Here is a 25,959-nt window from a genome sequence, read left to right on the forward strand (position 1 = left end):
GTTAATCCAAAATCAAGGGGTCGCCATCCACCTCAATTGTATTATGTAAAATTTTAAAAAACTGTATAGAAATATATTCTTTTGAAAAGTCTAGTTCAGCAAGCTGGTTCAAATGAGAGTGAACCAAGTGGGACTGGTGCACTCCTGTACTACCTAACCCAACTAGCCATATTCCTTTTGAATCTTTAACAAGCTTATCTTGGATCTTAATAGCTGACCTCTGGTGAGTATGACCGTGTAAAATAACATCTACTTGGTGCTCATAGCACCATTTAAGTGTTGCTTGAGAATCATATACAACGCTACCCATCTGCGCTCCCAAATAAGGTACTTTGCTATATTCAACAGGTAACAGATTATGGTGAAGTACAACCACTCTGAGTGCACCATATGCTTTAGGCTGTTTCCAACCCATTTTCGACAATGCATCAGTTCTTTGGTTTTCACCAATAAAACCTGTACCTTGGAACAAACTTTTGTATTGTTCTAATGTATTTGAATTCAGAAAACATATATCTAAAGCTCGCTGTCCATTTACTAATAGCTTTTTCCCCATTGATAAAAAGCTATTAGGTTTTACTGAAGTTACCTGTTCAAAATGTATTTTATAATTTTCATTATTAATCGAAGAAGTCTCAATAGCTTTTAAACTCGACTTCTCTTCATATGATAAGATAACAGGCTCTGTAGAACCTCTTTGTATCTTATGAAATTTGTCTAAAGCGCCTGTTTGCAAATCATCCAATTGTCCATCAAAAGCAATATCATGATTGCCTGGGCAGAAACCAATTTTATCAAAGCTCAACCCTGTGTTTGAACACAAATAACCATAAAATTCTTTTGTTTTATCAAATTCAGTGTTTGTAGCGCTCCAAGTCATATCTCCGGAAACAATTAATGAATGCAATTCGTCTTTGAATTTATCTTCAATTAAATATGTTAGTGGCTTTGCCTCAAGCTCATCATCGAAAGCATGCCTGTTGGGACTATCAGAGAAATGTAAATCAGATACCCAGTGAACTTTAGAAGAGTATAGCTTTGAATAATTTTTTGGAAAAACAGATGGGTCAACATTGCTGCTATTATACAAAACTATCTCGTGAGTTTCGTGCTTATCAGCATCAAATGACTTTAAAAACCAAATAGTTCTATCTTGGTGTCTTAACTCTTCGAGACTACTAACTTGTTTATCGAAAAAATCCTGAAATGGTTCACTTTCTTTGAATAGACCAAAGTTATCACTTTCATAACTAAAAGAATTAAGTTGAGAATTAATGCTATCTTGAGTAATTTCTATAATTTGAGTGAATTTAAACCATGCTTTGAAAGTTCTTGCCCTATAGTAATCAGGAGTAGCATCTATAGAAGGACAATTCATACCATATTTACTGTTATTATAAGCTACATCTACAATCGTCGCTTTATAGAGCTTACTTTGGCCACTATCAAATAAGAAGACATCTTGATCTCCATCACTCAATTGCTCTTGCAACTCATTAAATTTCGATGGACATTTCTCACCAGCTTTAGCCCACCACCCCCAATATACATAGCCTATTTTATTTATAATTTCTTGGTGCAGCTCAATAGTACCATCAGGTGGTGTAACAAGATCTCGAAACCTCAACGCAAGAGAAACCATTATTTACTTCCTTATAAAACTAAATTATTAATATATCTAAACACCAATACTACTCTGACATCTGCATTTAGTGAATTAGCAGAGTAAATTAATTATTTTACTCAGTCTTTAAAGTTAAAAAACAAAGTGCTACACATGTGCTACATGGAACTAAAATAAAAACGGGGGTTTAGTATAAGTCTTTGATTTTATTGGTAGCCCCTGCAAGAATCGAACTTGCAACTGCCCCTTAGGAGGGGGCCGTTATATCCATTTAACTAAGAGGCCACAAACAAGCTGTGTGCTTAGAGGTGTGAATTATAACGGCATCTGGTTTTTTATATCAAGTGACAACTGAACTTAATTGCTTGATAAGTATATATCTTCTTTATTTAGTACATAAATTGGGATTAGTTTTCGACTACTCGCGACGATTTTTTTTGTATGCGCGTTAATTACACGTGTATTTACAACAACAGCATCACTGCGATAAATTAATGTACCCGCTAATACATGGCTCGCCATTTGATCTTCACTAAGCTTTTCAATATCGCGCGAAAAAGCAAAATCACCACGACTATTTACATCTATTGTTTGAGTGGTTTTAAAATCAACCACGCCATAACCAAACTTTTGTAACTGATGAATTAACGTTTCAGAAATTTGATTACCTAATTGATTACTTTTAGTAAGCGATGAATCAAGATCGACCAAGGTAGTAACGGCAATATTAATATTGGCGTCGGTATCACTTTCAAACTCAAGCGTATCAACCAAATCAAGTGCCATTTGCTCTACATAGTTAGCAAGTGTTTTATGGTGCTGAAGTGGTGTAAATTGATTGCCGTTAGCATCATCTTGAGTTGATTTTTGCTCGGCTGTTTTAAGCATGCTTGCTAAGTCATAATTTACTTGTGTGGTTGAAGATGCATTCATTTCAGCACTTTCATTATTTTGAGTAAAGGCACAACCAGTTAAATTAGCTAAAGCAAAAAAAACGATAAAGCGGTTAAATAATTTACTATACATAATTATCTCACTTGCTTGCTTGTTTTAACATTATGCCATCAGTGCGATAGCTACTATTAAGCGCATCAACAACTGACTGTGGAATAAACCCTTGTGCAGAACCGACTACGGCCTTACTTTCTAGCCCAACAATACGTGCATTAACAAGTACACCACCTTGATGGTTTACAAGCGTACCGGCTAGTACATACTTAAAGTTTTGATCTTGATTTAGCTCTAAATAGTCGCGACTAAATACAAAGTCGCCTGTTGAGGTAACACGCATATAATCAGTTGTTTTAAAATCAATAACGGGTACACCAAAGCTGTGTAATTCATGCATGAAGCTTTCTGCAATTTGGTTTCCTAGTAAGCTACCATCGTTGTAGTCTTCATCTAAAAAAATAAAACTCGAAACAGCTAACGGTGTTTGTTCACTTACGTACTGTAAGTTTTCAACCATGTCTTGCATTATGCCGCGCACATAATGGTTAATATTTTTGCGCATTGGCGGTGTTGCTTTTGTGTAGTTATCTTGTGGAGCCATTCCTGACTGAAATAAGTTATCGTCAGAAACAGGTGCTGCAACGTCGCGTTGGTTACTCACCAGTTGGTTGCTTTGCTCACTTTGTGGTGTTGCGGTGTCTGTATTCATTGTGCCTAGTATTTGAGAGCAACCAAAGCCCAGTGGTAAGCATAATGTAATTAATAGGTTTTTCATTTTGTGCTCCAAATTAGTATTCGCTTCGGTATAAAAGTCCGTCACGCTGCTGAATTTTCTCATTGCCCCACATTACATTAATTGGGATCTCGGTACTTCCCGCAGAGAGCACCTGTTTATTTTCTATATTCACAAGCCGTGCATTAACTATGTATGCATGCTGCTGGCGAGTCACTGTTCCTGTGATAACTAAGTCAATATTTTGGCGATTACGTAATTTACTTAAATCGCGACTTAAAATACTGTCTGAGTTTTCTGATAAAGAGAGGTTATTCCCAAGTCTGTACTCAACGATGTGATAACCCAGTTGAGTAAATTGTGTAAGCAGACTTTCTTGGATCTGCTGACTTAAGCCTGAGGCTTGCCCTGTCACTAATTTTGTATCTAGTGCATCTGCATAAAAGAAGCTACTAACGCCAACACGTGCATTAGCATTTAATGCTCCGTTTAGGTGGTTAAGTTGCGACGTTAAATTAACTACATAGTCATTAACCGTAAAAGGAGCCATGGCTGCTTTAGGTGCATCTGTAGGCACACTTGGTTCTGGCGGCGGCACCAAGTTACAAGCAGCTAAATTTAAAAATAATAAAGGCAGTAAAAGGCGCATAATTGCCATCCTCTTCAAAACATACTGAGGATGAAGCAATTTGTATGCCGACTTAGCTATTGTGCGGTAAAGGGCTGATCTACGTAATAACTAACTAAACAATTTATATTTTGGCTCTTTAATTTTTGACAGTCACCCATAGCGTTTTTTTTGTCTATGTATGCGCCTAGCTTTAAGCGGTTATACATAACTCCTTTTACATTTATTGTTTCAACATTCATCACAAAATTATCGCCTAGTAAGCTAGGAAGCTTTTTTTGAAGTTGCCTAAAAGCTAAAGAGAGTTGTTCTTTTTGCGTTATTGAAAGCACTTGTAAAGCAAATTTAGGATCAACTGGTTTTGTTACTTGTAAATTGGATCGATTAATTGTGTTGCTATTAACTATTTCTGCTTTTATTACTGGTGCGTTTTTCTGCTCATTTTCTTTTGCAATTGTATTGAGTTGCAATATTAGTAAGCTTAAGTCTTCTTCAATAAGTAATAAACGCGCAAGTTCTGGCTTCATATTTTGCCACTGCTGGGAGCTTATTTTTAAAGTTTCAAGTTCTTGCTTTGTTATTTTTACGTAGCTTTTTTCGTCAGTTACGTTGGTCTGAGTAGCACTACCATCAATTGCTTTATTATTCGCACAACCATAACTTAGCAACATTGCACTGATTATAAATATACATTGAACTCTTTTCATCCTAATTCCTTTAATGGAGTATTTTATGTGTTTCAACAACACACTTTAATCCTTGCGCTTTTACTGAGTCGCATACAGAAATAAGCTCTGGCGAACTGTTTTTTGCGTACGCTAAGGCTAAAATAAATTTATTTTTAGCTTTATCATGCATATAAAAAGCTTCTTGCTGCTCTATTCGTGGTGCTATTAAACGGTAATAAATTTTTAAGATATTTAACGAATTAAAACTTCCTGCATTGGCAATGCTTCCAGTTGTTGCACTGAGCGCCTTTAACGTTAAATCAACGCCCATTACTACATCTCCTTGAGGCGATAAATTAACTGTTATATTTTGAGTGTTTTTTAGCTGCTTGCGTTGTTTATATTCATCATCAATTACTGCTTTATACTGCCCCGGTTTAAGGTCTGTAAATAAATAATAGCCATCATATGCTGCTTGAGTTTGTGCAACTTGATCCCCTTTCTCATTCAACAGCGCTATATTTGCAAAGGGTTGGATCTGTGTTGTATCACCTTTTTGTTGATAAACAACTCCCTCTACTTCACTGGCATTATTTAATGCGAAGTCCATATACTCTACAAAACCAGCCCTTGGTGTAATAGAAAAACCCTCATTAGCTGGTATTAAAAACGGATCTTCAAAACTATTTCTATCAAGTATTATATCTGTTGTACGATTTGCTGGCATTGAAGTTAATAGCGCAACGCCGTGTTCGTCTGTAATTGCTTGACGATAATTGTGAACGCCTTTTACTTTTACGCCGGCAACGCCGTGCTCATCATCATCCATAATACCGTTATTATTTTGATCTAAAAATACGCGTAACATTAAGCTACCTGTGTTAGTTAAGCTGCGCTTAGAGACAAAATATGTATTGTGTTCAACATCAAACCCTAAGCTAAAACGGCTATAAATGCCGAGCCGCCAATCATCGTTACTGTTGTAGTTTAAGTTACTCGTTAAACTAAACTTGTCGCTTTGCCAATTGAGCCCTAATTCGGCCGATTGAATATTATTACGAAGTGAATCAGTTAAAGTAAGTTCCGCTTGTAAATCTCGGCCCAAGTTGCGGCTAAACTCAGCCTCGTAACTAACAAGCTCACTTACTGGCGATATACTATAATCTATACCAAACCTTGTGTAGGTTCTCCCAAAGCGCTTTTGAAAACGTGTTGTTCCAAAAGTACTCTTAGAGCTATCGTCTTGTTGCCACAGCAATTGGTTACTTAGTGCAAATCCTGAGTATGAGTAGTTGAACTGGTTGCGTACTTGTTTAAAGCGCCCTCTAGTATCACTATCGTCATATAGGATGTTATTTTGATAAGAAAGGCGTCCATAGGTATTATTCATTAGCCCACCAGCTAAATTTATTTGGTAGCTGTTAAAATATTGCTGCTGTTCGTCGGTACGATTTGTAGCGCTAAAAAGTAGTGATTGTTCGGCAATTTGAGTTCGGGCTGTAAATTCAAATTCTTGTTCATTGTTATTATTTCTTTCAACATTCGCATTTAATAATAATCGGTCAAATAAGCTTATGTTGGTACCAAATGCATACTTAAGTAAATCGTCATCTGTGTTTTTTTGACCTGATGTAGCAGTGTATACAGATATATTATCTGTAAGCCCTTGCTCATATCTACCCGCAATTTGCCAACCCTGCCCCTGCGAGCTTGAAACATTGTTATTTAGTAATTGCTTGCCTTGTTCAGTAACCGACAATTCATAGTTACCTTGTCCCTGCTTAAGTTGATTTCCGTCCACAAAGTAATAATCACTTTTACGCTCAACTTGACCTTGAGGCCCATAAAAAATAAGCTCAAAATTATTAGCTCCGAATAATAGGTTTATATTATCAAAAATATAACGCCCATCTGCGAGGCTAAGCTGCTGGTCTATTAATATTTCATTACGATACAGCTCTACATCCCAACCTGGCTGTATAGCACCGCTTAAGTTAATTTGATTATTGACTATTTTTCTATTGGTTACATTATTAGAAACTTTAACACCTCGGGCATACTGACTACTGTAGCTATTACCAACTTGCGTGGCGATAACATCACCAAAAGATATTTCAGTAGGCATAAAGCTGTTTTTTATTTCTTTGTCTAAGTTTTGCTTTGTAAACGTTAACCTAGAGTTGGTAAGTAAGTCAGTACTTCGTCCCGACAAAAAATACTCTGCAGATAAATACGCAAAGTCTTGAGTGCCTAAAAGTGAATAGTTCGTAGAATGTCTATCATCGCTCGCGGTAAAATTTAGTTGTAAGTCGGCAACCGGAGAAGATAGCGCTTTATATGGGCTAGCTTTCCATGGCAGCGTAGGTGGCGATCTTTTGTTAGGTGATTTAAGGTTGCGCGACTGTCTGTATCTTTGTTGTTCAACCGGTAAGGGGCTCTCTGAGCTTATAAGTAATTCTAAATCTGGGTAATCAATATTAAACTCTAGATTTAAAGCATTATGTAAACTTTGAATATCTACATAAATATCATCTTCAATGGTAATTTGATTTTTTGCTAATAAGTAGCTCTGTGTAGGACTAGTAAATACAGCGGGTGTAACCGCTGCATTTAGAGAAAGAGGTTGTTGATTTGCTCCAACACCTTGAGCAATTCGATTGCTAGCATCAACATTCATTGCAAATTGTAGAATATCAAATAAGTCGCTTAAACTAACTTGTACACTTTGCTCGCTTTTAATTGCTGCAACTTCACCTAAGTAGTATGAGTTTAAATAAAGCGAAAGTATTAATAACTCGCCTGTGGCGATTCGCTGTTGCTGATTTTCTTTGTTTTTATAATCAATTACTTCAACGGGCTTAGTTAGCTTTAGTTCAATTGCGCGTAGTGTTGTTAAAGCATCCCCTACGGAAGAATTAGGATTAGCGATTACACTATTACTAAGCAAACTACTTATGCTTAGTAATAGTGCATACAATAAATTATTTAGCGTCATTCACTGTTAAAACATTAAGTGATTGTGAAGTTAAAGGCAGAGTGTATTGTGCAAATGTAAGGTCTTTATATTCTTGACTGCCTTCATATTTAAAAATGACTTTTCCTGCTTTATCTAAATTTTTGTCACTAAATAAACTAAGGGTTACAAACGCATTATCCACTTCTGGATAAATACTTAAATTACCAATTTCTGCAATTTTAACTTGCTCGTTATTACTATCAACAAAGTAAGCACTTAATTTACCGTAGCTACTAAACTTACCTTCTCGTTTTATATTCAATAAAAACTGAGGACGTTGATTGCTTTCATTTAGCACTAGCTTAGCTTGTTCTATGGCAACTACTGGCTGTTTAATGTCTTTACGTAACAAAATAGGTATACTGTAGCTCATAATCATATTAACTTTTATTGAGCTTGTTTTATTAGTATTTTCACCAGGCAATGCTTGAAATAGAAGATGAGAGCGGTACTCACCAGAAGCTAGGCCTTTAGGTTTACGTATTGCTATTTTTACTGTTTGTTTTTCACCTGGTGCTAAACGCATTTGTTTTGGTGACAAACGTGCCATTGAACTTAAACTTTCGCTTGTAGCCTCTGCCAACTGTATGTAGCCACCGCTAGGTTGCGCTTGCTTCTCACTCCATAAAACACGATATGTTTGATATTCATCCCCCGTATTAATTACGGTAACTTTAGCGGTTCGTTGACGTTCATCAAAACTAATACGGGTTGGAGAGATAAGTAAATTTGCGTATGCATTTTTTCCTAAAATACATACACTCAGTGCGAGCAGCATTACAACTTTATAAAGCATGTTTTTCCTTTAGTAATCAATCGTAATTTCTAATTGGGTGTCAGTAATAAAACGACCATCTAAGTAACTTTGGCTAGTCCCTGTCGTTATTAAACGGCCACCTACTTTGAGTAAAAGCTCTCCAAATTCATCGCTAGTTTGCGTTCTTGGTAAATCCACTAATACAACCGAAAACTTGGCACTATTAGCTCCTAGCGCTTCACTTTGCAATGTAGAGTCACTCGTTTTGTTAAACGATATTTGAGTAAGGGGAGGTAAATCAGTAAATAAAAGTTCTGCGGGATTACCCTCAGTTAATACGTAAATACTACCAAATGTGATTATTTCACCTTCATGGCTAATGGTTATAGAGCTTAAAGTATTATTTTGAGGGATAACTAAAGTGCCAAAATTAAGCGCTTCTTGTTGTATGCTTGCGCTATAGGCTTGCTCGCTAAACATTAACGAAAGCCAAGCAGAAACATACAAAAAGCGCATTGTTTGTTTAAACACTAATTAATATGACACTTCAATATTAAAGCTACCAGAATACTCACCATCAGGGTAATCCACACTTGATGCGTTTGATGAAGTAGAAAGAGTCGCGCCTATATTAAATGATACAGCGCCATCAACGCCAGCTTGTAGGTTGGGCGTAGCACTTGTATATAATCCACCAGCATTAGTGCCGCTCGTTATAAAGTAAGTCCAAGCACCTACAGTAAAATCAGGTTCATTCAACCCTTGACCAGCTAAAGGTTGTACTAAAGTATTTAATGGGTCGCTAATGGTTAAAATAGAATTTGGTACTACATCTGACACACTAAAAGCGCCCGCTTCACCACCTTCAATTATTGAGATACTCGCAGCGTTACCAGTTGGATTATCTTGTGAAGTAACATTGCTAGCAGCTGGATCAGGATTAACTGTCAGCGTTGCTTGTTCGGCGCCTAATGGATCTGAAATAGCACGAATAGTACCAAAATTTAAATCGTTATCTTTTGTGAGTACTACAGCATTTTGTACTGTTACTTTCGCTTCAAATGACTCTGTAGCAGCATAAGTGCTAAACGAGCTGACCACGGTGGCTACAGCTAATGCAGATAAATAAAACTTCATGCTAAATCCTTATAAGAAAATGGGCTTTATCAAATATTTGCCCAACTATAGTTAGTATCGACTATTAGTACAAATACTTTAATACTATATAAGTTTAAAAGGCCTAATTTATTAATTATATTGGTTTTCCGACAAAAGCAGCAATATTACATACTTGATCAAGCTGATTAGCTAAATAACAAAACGCACTTACTTGAGCATCGTTTTTAAATGGACCTACACGTAATCCATACAAAGTCATATTATTATTTTTACGTTCAAACATAGTAAAATTAAATTGAGTAAATGCACTGGGGTATAATTGCTTAAGCCTTTCGACTCTTGCTTTAACAAGCTCTGGCTTTAAATACCAACCAAGCTGTGCTCCAATTTTAGTTTCATCTGTTAAGGTGAGTTCTGAATTTTGTAAGTTTGGTGTTTTTACTTCGGGAGTGTTATTTAGTGCCGTCGGTTCCAAATTCTGTGAAGGCTGATTACCATAGGTGATATCGGTTTTACTTTGCATGAGTAAAGGAGGGTTTTCAGTTAATTCACTTCGAGACGATAACGCCATAATTAACAGCTGTAAATCATCTTCCATAGCAGTTAAACGACCAATGCTTTCTTGCTGTAAGTGCCACTGCGAAACATACTCTTTTACTTGTTTATCAGTAATTAAAGAATGCTGCACGCTCTCGTTATTTACAGTTGCGCTGCTACATCCATATAAATAAAAAGATAAGAATAAAACTGATATTAAATGACAAGACTTAAAATACCGCATTGCAAAATGCACTCTACTAACCAAGATAATAAATCAAAGCAAATTTTGCGCCACTTTATAGCAACTTTTTAATTAAGTAGTTTATTTTGAGGTAAGAAAAGCCATATCGATAACAAGGCAAAATTTCATCATTTAGTTGGTATCACTAATTGTTGCTGCATTGCTCTAACTCCGGCATACATGCCGTCGTATATCAAAAATTATTAGCGAAGTTAGCGTCAGGTCTAATCCTTCAAATTGATTAGGTATTATTGTAGATTGATATTACATGCTGTGCGCTAAAGCTTTACTGGCTTATCAGTGTAGTTACTTACTATGCAATCGAGTTTATATAACTTGAATACGTCACAGTCTGCTTTTGCATTTTTAAAGTTTTGGTAAGAGCCAAGTTTCAGCCTGTAAAACATTTTGTCGTTTATTTTGGCGGTTTCTACGTTAGTCAATATTTTGTCTCTAAACAACGGTGCTGCTTTAGTATTTAGCTCTTGCCATGCTTTAGCCACACCTTGCTCTGAGTCAACCGAAGCTACCTGTAAAGCAAATACATGTTTAGGTTTATTTAATTTTACAGTTTGTTTTTTATTACTGTAATTTTGTTTAACTTGTTGGCGTGATTTAACATTACGTGTGTTTCGTGGTGAGCGTACAGACTTGCTGCTATACCCTTGATTAGACTGCGCAATAGCTTTGCTGTTTATAATATCGATATGATTTACGAGGTAAGTTATTTCTTTTTCTAATCTTAAAATTCGCTCTATGCCTTCACGAGCTTGTTGCCACTGCATTGCGGCATCTTTTAGCTGTGCAAGTTCAAGGGCTGTAATTGATACGTAGTCAGGCGAGTTACTTTGAGGTTGTTCATCAATGGTTTTTATTTCAGGCGAGACGCTGCATGCTGTACCAAATAAAAGCATTAGCAAGCTAAGTAAAAGCCCAATATTATTTTTTTTATATATAAACATGTATTAGTTGTCCTGAAAGCAGTGTTTTTACACTACATTTCAGTTAAACATTCTCACAAGAAAGCGTTTAACTTTATTTAAGCTGTGAGCTATAAAACTTAGCTCTTCGCATGCTTGTCAGTATTTCGTAAAACACAACGCTGCATACTCCACCCCTTCCTTGAGAGCATTATTTAATACAAATTCAATGCCAATTAACACAAACTTTACAACATAAATAACAATATGTCTGTAATGACTTAAAAACTTTTATTTTAGAGCTATTCCTTTTCTTATTTTATTCTAGGGCCTGTTGACCTTTCAGGATTAAAATTTGTTCAATCTAGGGGCCATTTAATCGCGGCGCGAGGTTTGTAACCTAGTGGGCTCGATAACTGCTCCTGCGTTATTCTACTGGCTTACATCCATGTAAGAATAAGTAAAAACCGAGTAAAGCTTCCGCGTCCTGCTCACGCCCCTTACCTACATCCATGTAGGCAACAAAGAGTAAATTGCCCCGAGGCAGAACCCTTCGGGCAGCGCATGTTTGGCATTTATGCTACGTTATCGCCTATTTATGGGGAATAACCACACTACATAGGCTCTGCCTTGCTTAAATACCAAACAGCCTGCTGCAAATTTAACCTCGAAAGATAAACAGGCCCTGATAAAACTCATAAAAAAAGGCGCCGATATAGGCGCCTTTCATGTTTTACGTTAACTGTTAAATCAGTTTTTTGATAAATGATTTTAATTCATCGGCAAATTCGTCGCGACGAAGTGCAAATTCAATCGTTGCTTTTAAGTAACCAATTTTACTTCCACAATCGTGGCTACGGCCTTTTATAGCGTATGCATCTACTTTTTCGTGTTCCATTAACATCGCAATTGCGTCAGTTAATTGAATTTCGTCGCCTGCACCTTGCGGAGTTTTTGCAAGTAACGGCCAGATATTTTCGCTTAATACGTATCGACCCACTACAGCTAAGTTTGATGGAGCTTCATCTACTGGCGGCTTTTCTACCATATTAAGAATTGGCGAGCTTTCACCTTGCTTTAAGTCAACATCACCTAAATCAACCACACCAAACTGGTTCACTTGTGCCATTGGTACTGGTTCTACCATAATTTGGCTGTGCTTGGTTTTCTCAAAATTAGCGATCATTTCTGCTAAGTTATCTTTTTTAAGATCGCTCTCTACATCATCAATAATTACATCTGGTAAAATAACTACAAACGGTTCGTTACCAATAATAGGCGCTGCACAACTAATAGCATGGCCTAAGCCTTTTGCTTCACCTTGGCGTACGTGAATAATGGTTACGTCTTTAGGGCAGATTGCTTGCACTTCGGCAAGTAGTTGCCGCTTAACACGCTTTTCTAAAGTAGCTTCTAGTTCAAAACTTGTATCGAAGTGATTTTCGATTGAATTTTTACTTGAGTGCGTTACTAACACTATTTCTTTAATTCCTGCAGCAACGGCTTCGTTTACTACATATTGAATTAAAGGACGGTCTACCACTGGAAGCATTTCTTTAGGAATTGCTTTAGTGGCTGGTAACATACGAGTACCAAGGCCCGCTACTGGGATCACTGCTTTCATTTTATGTTTTCCTTAATCTTTTATTATACTGAAAATGGATATTGAATCGCTTCATGGCATTGATAGCCTATTACTTCAAAGTCGTCTCGTGTTACCCACGTTTCTATGTCTTCTAATGATTTAATTTTTGGATTAATTTTTAACTGAGGTGATTCAAATGGCTCACGCGTTAACTGCACGTCTCGCATCAGTTCAAGTTGGTTTTCGTAAATGTGTGCATTAGCAATTTTATGATACGCCTTACCCGCTTTGTGGCCGGTAATTTGAGCCACTAACGCAAGCAACACAAAACACTGAATTTGATTGAAATTAAGGCCGAGCGGTACATCACAGCTTCGCTGGTATGACGTTAAATATAGCGTATCGCCAAGTAGCGAAAAAGTGTGCGTATGCATACACGGCCGCAAACAACCAAGCTCAAACTCACCTGGATTATAAAACGTGATTATTTCACCACGGTCATCAATGCCATTTTTTAAGTTATTAATAACTTTGGAAAGCTGATCAAGCGTTGAGCCATCTGGACGTTGCCAACCACGGCCTTGTACGCCATAAACACGGCCCATATCGTCCTCGCCTTTACGGTGAGGATTATTAAGCCATGCGTTGTTATCGTTTGCGTTAGCATCCCACGTTTTACAGCCAATCTCACGAAACTGCTCAGCGCTGTCGTACCCGCGTAAATATCCTAGTAACTCAGCAATCGCTGCTTTGTAGTAACTTTTGCGCGTCGTGATCATTGGAAACTTATTATTAGCCACATCGTATTCTAAATCGGCATTAATAACGGTTAAACAACGCGTACCGGTACGTTTGTTTTCGACCCACTGACCTTCGTCAACAATACGCTGACATAATTTTAAATATTGTTTCATGCTTTTCTAATTATGCCTTAGCTGTTTTAACGCGTTGTGGTTGCTTGTATGCCCAAATTAATAAACCTAAACCACCCACTATCATAGGAAGTGACAATATTTGTCCCATTGAAATAAAGTCGGCAAATAAACCTAGTTGTGCATCGGGTTGGCGGAAATATTCAATACAGAATCTAAACACGCCGTAACCTAATAAAAACACACCGGCTACACTCCCTGCTGGACGTGGTTTTTTAATAAACCATTGCAGGATTAAAAACAGCACTAAGCCTTCAAAAAATGCTTCGTATAACTGCGATGGGTGACGCGCAAGCGGACCGCCCGTTGGAAATACCATTGCCCATGGCACGTCAGTAACTCGGCCCCATAACTCACCGTTTATAAAGTTACCAATACGCCCTGCTAAAAGCCCTACAGGAACAAGTGGTGCAACAAAGTCGCCTACTTGAAGCAGTGACTTTTTACGCGTCCACGAAAAAATTGCGACGGCGGTTATAACGCCAAGTGTTCCACCATGGAACGACATACCGCCCTGATCTATCCTAAATAAATACAGTGGGTTTTCTATAAAATAACTAAACTGGTAAAACAATACGTAGCCAATACGCCCACCTAGTATTACCCCTAACATGCCGTAAAACAGTAAATCGCTTACTTGGTCTTTAGTCCAACCCGAATTTGGCTTTGACGCTTGACGATTAGCAAACCACATCGCAAATGCAAAACCTATTAAGTACATTAAGCCATACCAACGTACGCTTAGCGGTCCAACAGAAAAAATAATTGGATCAATTTGAGGAAACTCAAGTGCCATAAAAAATAAACCTTTAGCTAAAAACCATTTTAATTGCGATAACTACAAGCAGTACCGCGAAAACTTTCTTAATTGTATTAACAGGTAAATAGTGAGTTGCTTTGGCGCCAATGGGCGCAACAAACCACGAGGTAATAACAATCCCAAATAATGCAGGTAAATAAACAAACCCGGCAAAACCATGCTCTAAATCGGTAACATGCCAGCCTGCGCTGATGTAACCAATAGAGCCAAATAATGCAATAACAATTCCGCACGCTGCCGCGCAGCCAATTGCTTTTTTTATATCAACCGAAAAATAATTAAGCATCGGTACTATTAAAGCTCCGCCGCCAATCCCTATTAAACCTGATAACCCGCCCATTATTGCAGAAACGCCCCCTAAAATAGGACCAGCCGGCAACGGTTTTTCTGACATCGGTTTATTACGCGCGGAGAGCACCATTCTTGCTGCAATAAATACAACACTTATAGCAAACACTGTACGTAATATTTGTTCAGGGATTAAACTTGCTGCAAAGCCACTAATAAGTGCACCTAAAGCAACACCCGACATAACCCACGGGGCGATTGCCCAAGGCACATTATCATTTTTATGATGAGCCAGCGCTGAAGACGTTGAAGTAAATAAAATAGAAGCGAGTGAGGTTGCAATAGCAATTACTAATACATGATCAGCCGACGTTACATTAAATGAGAGTAGCAGAGTGCTTAGTACTGGAACGATAATTAAACCGCCGCCAATGCCTAGTAACCCAGCTAAAAACCCAACAATACAGCCTAGTAGTGCGCAGCTTGCGACTAACAAACCTAAGTCATACATAGTAATCTCAAATACCCTTTTAAGGTTTATATATTAAAGGATTATAAAACTAATAGCATCTGTGTATTGCAATTAATTAGGTGTACAAGCTTATTTTGGGGTGTAAAACAAATCACCTAATTTATGCTCTAGCATAAAGCTTCGCGTTAAACGTAGTACTTGTTTGGCTGTGGATTGCGCTAAACATTCACTTAGTAGTTGTTCCATGTCACTGACATTTAAACGCCTAAGTACCCACTTCACTTTATTAAGCGATGATAAATTCATACTCAGGCGTCTGTACCCCATGGCAATAAGTAAAATAGCTCCTTCAGGATCGCCGCCTAGTTCACCACACAAACTAAATGGCAGTTCATATTGCTCACATTCGTGCGCCACTTTATTTAGTACTCTTAGTACACCTGGGTGATAAGGGTTAAAAAGTTCGGCTACACGTGCGTTAGCCCTGTCTACTGCTAATAAATACTGTGTTAAATCGTTACTGCCTACTGAGCAAAAATCAACTTTTTTTGACCACTCTGGAAGCATAAATACACTTGAAGGTACTTCCAGCATTATTCCTATGTCGGGTCTTTCTATGGTTTGCTCTGGGTATTTTTCACTTAACTCAAAATAAGCCTGTTCAAATAACGCAAGTGACTCATCAACTTCTTCAGTGCCACTGATCATAGGGAGCATTATTTTTAAATTACCCAAACCAATATTTGCTTTAAGCATCGCTTTTAGTTGATCTAAAAATAACTCTGGATGATCAAGGCTTATACGAATACCACGCCAACCTAAAAATGGGTTTTCTTCGGTAATATTAAAGTAATCAAGTACCTTATCGCCCCCAATATCCAATGTACGCATAACCACAGGATTAGGATGATAGCTAGTTAGTACTTCTCGGTACCAATTTTCTTGCTCTGATTGCGAAGGAAACTGACCCTTTTGCATAAACCACGCTTCGGTTCGATAAAGCCCCACACCGTCACAAATATGAGCGCTACTTTGCTCAGTATTAAGCTCAAGGCCTGCGTTTAATAATAAGCTAACATGTTCACCGTCAAGCGTAATTGATTCTGAGTCTTGCTCAGCTAAAAAGCGGTTATTAAGTAGGTTATCTTGATGCTGTAACTCTGTGTATTCGTCCATCAGCATTTGTGAAGGCGATATATATAAACGCCCAGCAAATGCATCTAAAATCATCGGTTTGCCATTAAACTGCAGTAGAGGTAAATCCTCTATACCCCAAATGGCAGGAATGCCCATCGCACGCGTTAATATAGAAGCATGGCTATTTGCAGAGCCATTTACGCTTACAACGCCTATTAAATGACCTTTTGGCACTTCAGCAAGCATGGCGGGTGTTAAGGTATTAGCAATTAAAATAGTGTTGGCCGGATAATTTTTAACAGCGTGCTCGGTATTTACAAGGTGGTGTAATACGCGAAGACCAATGTCTTTAACGTCAATAGCACGCTCTTTTATATAAGGGTCTTGCATGGCATTAAATTGAGATATTAAACGCTCTATTACAATTTTTAGGGCGCTTTTAGCACACCACCCTTCTTGTAATTGCATTTCAACATTATGCCCTAAACTTTTAGCATCAAGCAGTTGTTGATACACATCAAATACCGCAAGAGCTTCGTGCGGAATAGAATCGCTTAGCGTCATCGATAGGGTATTAAATTCTTTGCGCGTTGCAGCTACAGCTTGAGTAAACAAACGACGCTGCTCAGTGACGTCACTGTCTTTTAAAAGCTCAATAGATTTAAAATCAAGTTTTGGTAATACAACAAATGCTTGTCCTATACCTATTCCTGGCGCGCTCGATACACCTTTTAAAACAGACGTTTGATGAGATGATTCATCTTGGCGTAGTATTTCTTTAATTTCAGCATGCGCTAACTGTGACGCAAGTTGGGCAGAAAGCGTTATTAAAAACGACTCTTCGTCTTGGCTAAATACACGTGCCATCTTTTGTTGGACAACAATAACGCCCAGTACTTTTTTTTGATGAACAACGGGTACAGATAAAAAAGCGTTGTAGCCTTCTTCATTTACTTCGGGGGAGAGCTTAAAACGAGGATGCGATTTAGCAAATGCAATATTAATAGGTTCTTCACGTTGCGCTACTAGGCCAACTAAACCTTCGGTAAAACCAATTCTAAACTTACCTACCGCATCGGGGTTTAGCCCTTCGGTTGCCATAAGTACAAAATTGTCCTGGCTGTAATCTGCAAAATAAATGGAGCAGCACTGGGTTTTCATGGCATCTTTAACCATTTGCACAAAGCACACTAATGCGCTGTCTAAATTCGCTTGTCGCGATACAGACTCCGCAATAGATCTCAGTGTAGCCAGCATGTCCTGCTCCTTTATTTTATTCTGAATTAACTACCTTTTACTTCGCCAATGATCTTTATGTTGTTCTCTCTTATTAAAAGGCATGGCGAAAGGAGCAAACTCTTTCATTACACGTCGATAAACATCCCGTTTAAACGATACAACCTGTCTTACAGGATACCAATAACTTACCCAGCGCCAATCATCAAATTCAGGATGATGGGTTTTAAGTAAATTTACATCTTCGTCTTTACAGCGTAATTTTAGTAAAAACCATTTTTGTTTTTGCCCAATACACACCGGACTAGAGTCTCGGCGGATTAATCGTTTGGGTAATTTATAGCGTAACCAATGTTTTGAGCTTGCGACTATTTCTACATCTTCTGGTCGCAACCCTACTTCTTCGTGTAATTCACGGTACATGGTTTGTTCTGCAGTTTCGCCATCATCAACACCACCTTGGGGAAATTGCCAAGAGTGTTGACCATAACGTCTGGCCCAAAAAACCTGTCCCTGATTATTGCAAATCACAATTCCGACATTGGCACGAAAACCTTCGGCATCAATCACCTTAGTGCCTCATTTGTAAGTCGATTTTTAATGATTGTTCCACATTAGCCGCAATACGGCAAATACTATTATACCCAACCCGATTAGTAAGCTAAGTTTGAGCTTTTAGTACATTGATAAATTATGGAGAGTGGGTAAATATTTGGAAAATAACTTAACAAGGCTATTGCGGTTCTTGTTTTCCTCTAGTTACTCACAGTTTGTGCATAACTTTTGTAAAACACGCTCATTTTGCAAACAAATCCACAATATTAGATCTAAAAACTTGGCTTCTCCACAGATTCTGTGGATAAACATGTTCATATAGTTGTATTTATCCTTACAACTTTTAAATTGCTTAATCAAAACTGAATGTACAACATTAAAAAAACCAACTGAGTCAGTAACTTAAAGTAAAGCAGCTTAATTTCGATATGTTCAAAATTAACTCAAACAACAAGCGAGCAAAAAACACACAAATCTAGTGATATCCACGGCTTAGCCTATTTGCTATCATGGCTATGATATTTATACAACCGAAATTAAGAATACTAATTACGTTGAATTGATATTTATAATCGCAATAAAAAGTAGCTCAATAACAAAAAACTATCATATGCAGTTTCTCCGCATAAGTAATTTCAACGTAGTTAGTGAGTTGTTAAACCACTATAATATTCATATTTTAATAAAATTGGCATGACATGCGACCTACAAAACCACACTCAATAAACGATTTAATGCAACGCGTTAATAATATTGCCGGATTAACTCTAGGGCAGCTTGCTAACAAGTATAATTTTAAAACGCCAGATGATTTACTGCGCGAAAAAGGTTGGACTGGTCAGTTAATTGAATATGTACTAGGTGCTACTGCGGGCTCAAAACCACTTCCTGATTTTGAAGATTTAGGAATTGAGCTAAAAACACTCCCTATTTCCTATAAAGGTAGGCCACTAGAAACGACCTTTGTATCGGTTACACCCTTAATGAACGTTACAGGAATGACGTGGCATACCAGCTCTGTACGTAAAAAACTAAATCATGTTTTATGGCTGCCAATTTTAAGCGAACGTGATATTGCCCCATTTGATAGAACCATTGGCAGCGGCTTTTTGTGGCAACCCTCACCTGAACAGGACGCTTTATTACAGCGCGACTGGGAAGAGCAAATGGAGCTAATTGCGCTAGGTAGAGTCGACGAAATATCAGGCCATTTAGGCGATGCGATGCAAATACGCCCTAAAGCAGCTCATAGCAAAATAGTGACTGATGCTATTGGTCCAAATGGGCAAATAATTAAAACCCTACCCCGTGGCTTTTACTTAAAAACCAGTTTTACAGGTGATATTTTAAAGCAGCAGTTTCAGCTTTAACTGTGTTATAAAATATTAAAACTTAAGTAACCTTTAATATTATTGCCGCCACCCTCTTTCGCTCTGTGCGCGCGCCAGCAAGCTTAACCCTACAACTTATTCTCATATCTTTGAAAAAGTATCAGGCATAAAAAATCCCCGCTTATGCGAGGATTTTATCATCTAAAATTAAAAATTAGATTCTATATAAAATAGAATTACTGACCTTTAACTTCTTTAAGACCGTTGTACGGTGCTTTATCACCTAATTGCTCTTCAATACGTAGTAATTGATTGTACTTTGCAACACGGTCAGAACGGCTCAATGAACCTGTTTTAATTTGACCTGCAGCAGTACCAACCGCTAAATCAGCAATTGTTGAATCTTCAGTTTCACCAGAACGGTGAGAAATAACAACAGTAAAACCAGCATCTTTAGCCATTTTGATTGCAGCTAAAGTTTCAGTTAAAGAACCGATTTGGTTAAACTTAATTAAGATTGAGTTAGCAATACCGTTGTCGATACCACGTTTTAAAATCTTAGTATTTGTTACAAATAAATCATCACCTACTAATTGGATTTTATCACCCATTAGTTTAGTTTGATGTGCAAAGCCATCCCAATCAGACTCATCAAGACCATCTTCAATAGAAACGATTGGGTACTGATTAGTAAGATCTTGTAAGAAGAAGTTAAATTCTTCAGAAGTGAATTTTTTGCCTTCACCCTTAAGGTCGTAGATGTTTGCTTCTTTGTCGTAGAACTCAGATGCAGCACAATCCATCGCTAAAGTAATATCTTTACCTAGCTCGTAACCTGCGTTTGCTACAGCTACTTTAATTGCAGCAAGAGCCGCTTCGTTAGATGCAAGGTTTGGTGCAAAACCACCTTCATCGCCAACCGCTGTTGAATGACCATCAGCTTTAAGTACTTTAGCAAGGCTATGGAATACTTCAGCACCCATGCGTAGGCCTTCGCGGAAGTTTTTAGCGCCAACAGGTTGGATCATGAATTCTTGAATATCTACAGAGTTATCTGCATGCTCACCACCATTGATGATGTTCATCATTGGAAGTGGCATAGAGTAAACACCTGGCGTGCCGTTTAAGTCAGCGATATGTTCATAAAGCTCAACTTTTTTAGACTGTGCAGCTGCTTTCGCGGTTGCTAGTGATACAGCTAAGATTGCGTTTGCACCTAATTTTTCTTTATTTTCGGTACCGTCTAAATCTAGCATCACTTTATCTACAGCGCTTTGATCTAATGCACTTTGGCCTTTTAAAGCATCAGCAATTTCGTTATTGATATAACCAACTGCTTTTAATACACCTTTACCTAAGTAACGTGATTTATCACCGTCGCGTAACTCTAATGCTTCACGAGTACCAGTAGATGCGCCTGAAGGTGCTGCTGCACGACCCCAAGAGCCATCTGCTAAATGTACGTCTGCTTCAACAGTTGGGTTACCACGCGAGTCCATAATTTCGCGACCGATTACTTTTACGATTTCTGACATCTTGATTCCTCTATATTCCCAAAATGGTGAGTTCAGCTAACTTTACTACGTTTTATATAGCTTAGTCAGCCCTTAAAACAAAAAAGCCGTGCAATATGCACGGCTTTTAAAATTACGAATTCGCTTTTTGGTGGATATGCGCGGCTGCTACAAACCCTTCAAACAACGGATGACCATCACGTGGAGTTGACGTGAATTCCGGGTGGAACTGCGCGGCAATAAACCATGGGTGATCTTTATTTTCGATAATTTCTACCAGTTTTTTATCTTCTGATAAACCAGTAAAGCTTAAGCCTGCTTTTTCAAGTATTTCTACAAAGTTATTATTTACTTCGTAGCGATGACGATGACGTTCAACAATTTCGTCGCTGCCATATACTTCGCGTACTTTAGAACCTGGTGTTAAATGACATTTTTGTGCGCCTAAACGCATAGTGCCACCTAAATCAGATTTTTCGCTACGTGTTTCAACATTACCTTCAGCATCTAGCCATTCAGTAATTAAGCCAACTACTGGCGCTTCTGAATTTGCATTAAACTCTGTAGAGTTTGCATCCGTTAAGCCTGCAACATTACGTGCATATTCAATTAATGCTACTTGCATACCTAAACAAATACCTAGGTATGGTACTTTATTTTCACGTGCGTATTTAGCCGCTAAGATTTTACCCTCAACACCACGTCCGCCAAATCCACCTGGTACTAAAATAGCATCTAAGTGTGAAAGTAATTCAACACCTTTGTTTTCTAAATCTTGTGAATCTACGTATTGAATATTAATTGTTAAACGGTTTTTAAGGCCCGCATGCTTTAATGCTTCATTAACCGATTTGTACGCATCTGGTAATTCAGTGTATTTACCAACCATACCAATTGTCACTTCACCCGTTGGGTTAGACTCTTGATAAAGTACTTGTTCCCACTCAGCTAAATCAGCTTCTGGTGGATCTAAGTGAAAACGACGACATACGAAGTTATCTAATTCTTGCGTTTTTAATAGCGCTGGAATTTTATAAATGCTGTCTACGTCAGGTAATGAAATAACCGCTTTTTCTTCTACGTTTGTGAATAATGAGATTTTTGCACGCTCATTATTAGGTAGTTTACGGTCTGAACGACAAATAAGAATATCTGGCTGAATACCTACTGAGCGTAACTCTTTAACAGAGTGCTGAGTTGGTTTTGTTTTAACTTCACCTGCAGGGCCTAAAAATGGCACTAACGTTAAGTGAATAAATAGCGCGCGTTCGCGGCCAATTTCAGTTCCCATCTGACGAATTGCTTCAATAAACGGTTGTGATTCTATATCACCTACAGTGCCGCCAATTTCTACAATAGCAATATCATAACCTTCAGCACCGTCGTATACACGTTGCTTAATATCGTTAGTGATATGTGGAATAACCTGAATAGTAGCGCCTAAGTATTCACCACGGCGCTCACGACGTAATACGTCTTCATATACACGGCCTTGTGTGAAGTTATTACGACTAGTCATTTTGGTACGAATAAAACGCTCGTAGTGACCTAAATCAAGGTCAGTTTCTGCGCCGTCTTCTGTAACGTAAACTTCACCGTGTTGAATTGGGCTCATTGTGCCTGGGTCAACGTTGATGTAAGGATCCAGCTTTAAAATGGTAACATTTAAACCACGGGCTTCTAAAATAGCGGCCAGTGAAGCTGCGGCAATACCTTTACCCAACGAAGAAACAACTCCGCCAGTAACGAAGATAAATTTTGTACTCATGCGAACCCTAGAATATCAGGAATTAAAAGGAATATAACACCCAAAGAAGAGCCTAAGGGTATATCATCAAGACGGGGCGAAATTGTACCAAAACACTGCTTATCAATCCAGCTAAAATTAGCTAATGCGCGCACAAAAAATGTGCACTATTTAACATTAAGCCTATTTTACTTTTTTAATCGCATCCCATGCGCTGTCCATTTCTTCAAAGGTGGCTGTATCTAAGCTTTTACCTTGCGCATGCAAATAGGCGTTTACCTTTTCAAAACGCGCTGAAAACTTATCATTAGCGCTACGAAGCAGTTGTTCGGGATCTCGTTTAACATGGCGTACAACATTAACAGTGGCAAAAAGTAAGTCGCCGAGCTCTTCCGCTGTATGATCAGATAACGGGTCTTGCTCAATCGCTTCTTTTACTTCAAGCACTTCTTCGCTCACTTTATCAAGTGCACCATGATACGTTGGCCAATCGAAACCAAGTGAGGCAACCCGTTGTTGAATTTTTTTGGCTTTACTTAAGCTTGGCATATTGGCAGGAATATCTTGCCAAAAAGAAGGTGATTCTGTTTGCGCTTTAGCACTGCGCTCTTGTGCTTTGATTGTTTGCCACTGGTGCGATAGCTGCTTATCTGTTAGCTCTTTTTTATCGCCAAATACATGCGGGTGACGACGTGTAAGCTTATCGTTTAATTGCTCCACTACATCATTAAAATCAAATAGATTTTGCTCTTGTGCAAGCTGCGCATAAAAAATAATTTGAAATAACAAATCACCCAATTCACCTTTAAGCTCATCTAAGTTGCCTGACTCAATACAGTCGGCAACTTCGTATGCTTCTTCTAGTGTATGCGGCACAATAGATTTAAAATCTTGTTTGAGATCCCACGGGCAACCGCCCTTGGGATCTCGCAGTGTTTTCATTATGCTAAGAAGTTGTGTAAGCGCTGCATTATCATTCATGATTAATGACCACGCTTGGCATCGTGTACACCTTCAATTTGGTGTAACTTAGAAAGAACACGGTTAGTACCCGATAAGTCATGTACTTCTATTTGCATCGTAAATATAGCTAACTGATTATCTTCAACCGTATTTACGTTCATATTTAAAACATTTACTTTTTCGTTAGCAAGTACTGAGCTTATATCGCGTATGAGGCCTGAACGATCGGTTGCTTCTATTTTAATACTTAGTGCGTACGAGCCGTTGATATCATCAGACCAACTTACCGAAATAACACGCTCTGGATGCTGATTTTTTAAGTTATTAAACGAATCACAGTCTTCCTTATGAACACCTATTCCTCGACCTTGCGTTATATAACCTATTATCTCATCGCCAGGGACAGGACGACAGCATTTGGCTACATGGCTCATTAAGCTACCAACGCCATCAACCACTATGCCGTTTTTGTCACCGGTTACTTTGCTAGGCGCTTTAATACGAATAACCGGTTCATCTTCTGTCCGATCACTTACAAAGTTAAGCATTTGATTGAGGCGTACATCGCCCGCACCAATTGCAACCATTAAGTCATCAAGTTCTTTAAAGTTAAAACGCTTGATGGCTGGCTCTAAATCTTTGTATGTTAAATTAAGCTTTTGTAATTCACTGTCGAGAATTTCTTTCCCCGCACTTAAGTTTTTGTCGCGGTCGAGCTGTTTAAACCAGTGATGAATTTTGGCTCTAGCGCGCGATGACTTAATGTATCCTAATGACGGGTTTAACCAATCACGACTTGGATTTGGTTGTTTTTGGGTCAGTATTTCTACCTGATCCCCAGTTGTAAGTTGATGCGTGAACGGCACTATTTTGCCGAAAATTTTTGCGCCAATACAACGATGCCCTACATTTGAGTGAATGTAGTAAGCAAAATCAAGTGGTGTAGCGCCAAGTGGTAAATCGATAATATCGCCGCTTGGGGTAAATATGTATACGCGGTCTTCTACTACTTGGTTTTTAAGCTCTTCTGCTAAATCGCCACCATCGACTACTTCTTCTTGCCATTGAAGTAACTTACGCAACCAGCTAATTTTTTGCTCATAACCCGAGCCGCGTCCCGGTAATGCACCTTCTTTGTACATCCAGTGTGCAGCCACACCCAACTCAGCATCTTGATGCATATCGCTGGTACGAATTTGTATTTCTACTGTTTTACCTTCAGGCCCAAATACTACGGTATGGATTGACTGATAGCCGTTTTGTTTTGGGGTTGCTACATAGTCGTCAAACTCTTTATTAAGATGACGCCAATTGGTGTGCACAATACCCAGCGCTCCATAACAATCTTGTAGGCGTTCAACAACGATACGCATTGCACGAATATCAAAAAGCTGATCAAACTCGTAGTTTTTTTGCTGCATTTTTTTATAAATGCTGTAAATGTGCTTGGGGCGGCCATAAACTTGGGCCTCTATGCCCGCTTCACTTAAACGGTTTTTTACTTGCTCAACCATATCTTCCATATAGGCTTCGCGCGTAAGACGTTTGTCGTCAAGTTGTTTGGCTATGCTTTTATAGGTGCCTGGGTGCAAATATCTAAACGATAAATCTTCCAGTTCCCACTTTAATTGCCCTATTCCTAATCTGTTTGCCAATGGTGCAAAAATATCAGCCGTTTCTTTAGCGGCAATGACGCGGTCTTCTTCATCCGCATTTTTTACATTACGTAAATGACATACCTGCTCGGCAAGCTTAATGACCACGGCGCGCACATCTTCAACCATGGTTAATAACATTTTTCGAATATTATCAACTTGCATAGTTCCTTTACCTTGATGCGATAAAGTACTAATAGTGGCCATTTGTGCAACCCCAGTTAACAGCATGGCTATATTACTACCAAGCTGCTCTTCTATGGTTTCTAGTGATATTAAATCGTTTAAAAAATACGGGGTTAAATACGCAGTAGCTAACGATTCGGGGTCGAGATTTAGCTCAGCTAAAATTTCAACCATTTCGATTGCAGTAGTTTGCCTGCTTTCATTATCACATTTTACGCAGAGCGCTTGCGCTTTAGTAAGTAGCTCTGTTTTTTCTTCAGACAAGGCAAGAAATGAAAGCCGAGTGCTAAAATCTGTTGTCTCATCTTGTTGATGTGATTGTCGTGTAGCTACCATAATGC

Annotated in this window: 22 protein-coding genes and 1 tRNA gene; 1 reads left to right on the forward strand and 22 read right to left on the reverse strand. The window is 38.3% G+C overall.

Features of this window, described 5'->3' with window-relative positions; genetic code table 11:
- Position 1 precedes the first annotated feature (1 nt).
- The 18 genes from GQR52_RS04020 to rppH form a co-directional block, all read right to left on the reverse strand.
- On the reverse strand, positions 2-1,642 hold the full coding sequence (locus GQR52_RS04020) for a metallophosphoesterase (protein ID WP_165727547.1): 1,641 nt from the start codon (positions 1,640-1,642) through the stop codon (positions 2-4).
- A 192-nt stretch (positions 1,643-1,834) separates the two neighbouring features.
- A tRNA-Arg gene (locus GQR52_RS04025) sits at positions 1,835-1,909 on the reverse strand.
- Between the two features lie 72 nt (positions 1,910-1,981).
- Positions 1,982-2,650 (reverse strand): FlgO family outer membrane protein, encoded by a 669-nt coding sequence (locus GQR52_RS04030; protein ID WP_165727548.1) that lies wholly within the window; start codon positions 2,648-2,650, stop codon positions 1,982-1,984.
- Positions 2,651-2,657: 7 nt separating this feature from the next.
- Positions 2,658-3,350, reverse strand: coding sequence for a FlgO family outer membrane protein (locus tag GQR52_RS04035; RefSeq protein ID WP_024589981.1), 693 nt, complete (start codon positions 3,348-3,350; stop codon positions 2,658-2,660).
- 13 nt (positions 3,351-3,363) lie between these two features.
- On the reverse strand, positions 3,364-3,957 hold the full coding sequence (locus GQR52_RS04040; protein ID WP_165727549.1) for a FlgO family outer membrane protein: 594 nt from the start codon (positions 3,955-3,957) through the stop codon (positions 3,364-3,366).
- A 56-nt stretch (positions 3,958-4,013) separates the two neighbouring features.
- A complete protein-coding gene (locus GQR52_RS04045; RefSeq protein ID WP_240914454.1) occupies positions 4,014-4,679 on the reverse strand; it encodes an SPOR domain-containing protein in 666 nt (221 codons plus the stop codon).
- On the reverse strand, positions 4,654-7,551 hold the full coding sequence (locus GQR52_RS04050) for a hypothetical protein (protein ID WP_206017387.1): 2,898 nt from the start codon (positions 7,549-7,551) through the stop codon (positions 4,654-4,656). Before GQR52_RS04050 ends, GQR52_RS04045 begins: the two co-directional genes overlap by 26 nt.
- Positions 7,552-7,585: 34 nt before the next feature.
- Positions 7,586-8,416 (reverse strand): fimbria/pilus periplasmic chaperone, encoded by an 831-nt coding sequence (locus GQR52_RS04055; RefSeq protein WP_165727550.1) that lies wholly within the window; start codon positions 8,414-8,416, stop codon positions 7,586-7,588.
- Positions 8,417-8,425: 9 nt separating this feature from the next.
- Positions 8,426-8,908, reverse strand: a complete 483-nt coding sequence (locus GQR52_RS04060) for a DUF4402 domain-containing protein (RefSeq protein ID WP_165727551.1) — start codon at positions 8,906-8,908, stop codon at positions 8,426-8,428.
- 3 nt (positions 8,909-8,911) lie between these two features.
- Positions 8,912-9,514: a DUF4402 domain-containing protein gene (locus GQR52_RS04065; protein ID WP_165727552.1), complete on the reverse strand. Its 603-nt coding sequence runs from the start codon at positions 9,512-9,514 to the stop codon at positions 8,912-8,914.
- 115 nt (positions 9,515-9,629) lie between these two features.
- Positions 9,630-10,184, reverse strand: coding sequence for an SPOR domain-containing protein (locus GQR52_RS04070; protein ID WP_165721033.1), 555 nt, complete (start codon positions 10,182-10,184; stop codon positions 9,630-9,632).
- Positions 10,185-10,555: 371 nt separating this feature from the next.
- A complete protein-coding gene (locus GQR52_RS04075) occupies positions 10,556-11,239 on the reverse strand; it encodes an SPOR domain-containing protein (RefSeq protein WP_024592961.1) in 684 nt (227 codons plus the stop codon).
- Between the two features lie 703 nt (positions 11,240-11,942).
- Positions 11,943-12,821 (reverse strand): UTP--glucose-1-phosphate uridylyltransferase GalU, encoded by an 879-nt coding sequence (gene galU / locus GQR52_RS04080; RefSeq protein ID WP_007583126.1) that lies wholly within the window; start codon positions 12,819-12,821, stop codon positions 11,943-11,945.
- Between the two features lie 23 nt (positions 12,822-12,844).
- Positions 12,845-13,696 carry a thymidylate synthase gene (locus tag GQR52_RS04085; protein WP_101217579.1) on the reverse strand — a complete coding sequence of 284 codons (852 nt, stop codon included), beginning with the start codon at positions 13,694-13,696 and terminating at the stop codon, positions 12,845-12,847.
- 10 nt (positions 13,697-13,706) lie between these two features.
- Positions 13,707-14,510: a prolipoprotein diacylglyceryl transferase gene (gene lgt / locus GQR52_RS04090; protein ID WP_165727553.1), complete on the reverse strand. Its 804-nt coding sequence runs from the start codon at positions 14,508-14,510 to the stop codon at positions 13,707-13,709.
- A gap of 13 nt (positions 14,511-14,523) precedes the next feature.
- Positions 14,524-15,333 (reverse strand): sulfite exporter TauE/SafE family protein, encoded by an 810-nt coding sequence (locus GQR52_RS04095; protein ID WP_024589991.1) that lies wholly within the window; start codon positions 15,331-15,333, stop codon positions 14,524-14,526.
- Between the two features lie 90 nt (positions 15,334-15,423).
- Positions 15,424-17,688, reverse strand: coding sequence for a phosphoenolpyruvate--protein phosphotransferase (gene ptsP / locus GQR52_RS04100; protein ID WP_165727554.1), 2,265 nt, complete (start codon positions 17,686-17,688; stop codon positions 15,424-15,426).
- A 30-nt stretch (positions 17,689-17,718) separates the two neighbouring features.
- Positions 17,719-18,237, reverse strand: a complete 519-nt coding sequence (gene rppH, locus GQR52_RS04105; RefSeq protein WP_002958704.1) for an RNA pyrophosphohydrolase — start codon at positions 18,235-18,237, stop codon at positions 17,719-17,721.
- Between the two features lie 683 nt (positions 18,238-18,920).
- On the opposite strand from rppH, the gene mutH reads away from it, so the two are divergent.
- Positions 18,921-19,592, forward strand: coding sequence for a DNA mismatch repair endonuclease MutH (gene mutH / locus GQR52_RS04110; protein WP_024589993.1), 672 nt, complete (start codon positions 18,921-18,923; stop codon positions 19,590-19,592).
- Between the two features lie 197 nt (positions 19,593-19,789).
- On the opposite strand, the gene eno is transcribed toward mutH, so the two are convergent.
- The 4 genes from eno to relA all read right to left on the reverse strand — a co-directional run bounded on the left by eno (position 19,790) and on the right by relA (position 25,954).
- On the reverse strand, positions 19,790-21,088 hold the full coding sequence (eno, locus tag GQR52_RS04115) for a phosphopyruvate hydratase (RefSeq protein WP_024589994.1): 1,299 nt from the start codon (positions 21,086-21,088) through the stop codon (positions 19,790-19,792).
- A gap of 112 nt (positions 21,089-21,200) precedes the next feature.
- Entirely contained in the window at positions 21,201-22,835 is a 1,635-nt protein-coding gene (locus GQR52_RS04120) for a CTP synthase (RefSeq protein WP_010553216.1), read from the reverse strand.
- A 162-nt stretch (positions 22,836-22,997) separates the two neighbouring features.
- A complete protein-coding gene (mazG, locus tag GQR52_RS04125) occupies positions 22,998-23,795 on the reverse strand; it encodes a nucleoside triphosphate pyrophosphohydrolase (protein ID WP_165727555.1) in 798 nt (265 codons plus the stop codon).
- A gap of 2 nt (positions 23,796-23,797) precedes the next feature.
- The gene (gene relA, locus GQR52_RS04130; RefSeq protein WP_010553214.1) at positions 23,798-25,954 is read right to left on the reverse strand and encodes a GTP diphosphokinase; all 2,157 of its coding nucleotides are present in this window, start codon (positions 25,952-25,954) and stop codon (positions 23,798-23,800) included.
- Positions 25,955-25,959: the final 5 nt, after the last annotated feature.

The sequence above is a fragment of the Pseudoalteromonas sp. 31A1 genome (genome assembly GCF_011378815.1).
In the GTDB taxonomy this organism is placed as follows: domain Bacteria; phylum Pseudomonadota; class Gammaproteobacteria; order Enterobacterales; family Alteromonadaceae; genus Pseudoalteromonas; species Pseudoalteromonas arctica.

What these genes read in the sequence shown, in the direction of transcription:
- GQR52_RS04020 (WP_165727547.1), bottom strand. Translation starts at nt 1,642, where the DNA reads ATGGTTTCTCTTGCGTTGAGGTTTCGAGATCTTGTTACACCACCTGAT.
- GQR52_RS04030 (WP_165727548.1), bottom strand. Translation starts at nt 2,650, where the DNA reads ATGTATAGTAAATTATTTAACCGCTTTATCGTTTTTTTTGCTTTAGCT.
- GQR52_RS04035 (WP_024589981.1), bottom strand. Translation starts at nt 3,350, where the DNA reads ATGAAAAACCTATTAATTACATTATGCTTACCACTGGGCTTTGGTTGC.
- GQR52_RS04040 (WP_165727549.1), bottom strand. Translation starts at nt 3,957, where the DNA reads ATGCGCCTTTTACTGCCTTTATTATTTTTAAATTTAGCTGCTTGTAAC.
- GQR52_RS04055 (WP_165727550.1), bottom strand. Translation starts at nt 8,416, where the DNA reads ATGCTTTATAAAGTTGTAATGCTGCTCGCACTGAGTGTATGTATTTTA.
- GQR52_RS04065 (WP_165727552.1), bottom strand. Translation starts at nt 9,514, where the DNA reads ATGAAGTTTTATTTATCTGCATTAGCTGTAGCCACCGTGGTCAGCTCG.
- GQR52_RS04075 (WP_024592961.1), bottom strand. Translation starts at nt 11,239, where the DNA reads ATGTTTATATATAAAAAAAATAATATTGGGCTTTTACTTAGCTTGCTA.
- galU (WP_007583126.1), bottom strand. Translation starts at nt 12,821, where the DNA reads ATGAAAGCAGTGATCCCAGTAGCGGGCCTTGGTACTCGTATGTTACCA.
- GQR52_RS04085 (WP_101217579.1), bottom strand. Translation starts at nt 13,696, where the DNA reads ATGAAACAATATTTAAAATTATGTCAGCGTATTGTTGACGAAGGTCAG.
- lgt (WP_165727553.1), bottom strand. Translation starts at nt 14,510, where the DNA reads ATGGCACTTGAGTTTCCTCAAATTGATCCAATTATTTTTTCTGTTGGA.
- GQR52_RS04095 (WP_024589991.1), bottom strand. Translation starts at nt 15,333, where the DNA reads ATGTATGACTTAGGTTTGTTAGTCGCAAGCTGCGCACTACTAGGCTGT.
- ptsP (WP_165727554.1), bottom strand. Translation starts at nt 17,688, where the DNA reads ATGCTGGCTACACTGAGATCTATTGCGGAGTCTGTATCGCGACAAGCG.
- mutH (WP_024589993.1), top strand. Translation starts at nt 18,921, where the DNA reads ATGCGACCTACAAAACCACACTCAATAAACGATTTAATGCAACGCGTT.
- eno (WP_024589994.1), bottom strand. Translation starts at nt 21,088, where the DNA reads ATGTCAGAAATCGTAAAAGTAATCGGTCGCGAAATTATGGACTCGCGT.
- GQR52_RS04120 (WP_010553216.1), bottom strand. Translation starts at nt 22,835, where the DNA reads ATGAGTACAAAATTTATCTTCGTTACTGGCGGAGTTGTTTCTTCGTTG.
- mazG (WP_165727555.1), bottom strand. Translation starts at nt 23,795, where the DNA reads ATGAATGATAATGCAGCGCTTACACAACTTCTTAGCATAATGAAAACA.
- relA (WP_010553214.1), bottom strand. Translation starts at nt 25,954, where the DNA reads ATGGTAGCTACACGACAATCACATCAACAAGATGAGACAACAGATTTT.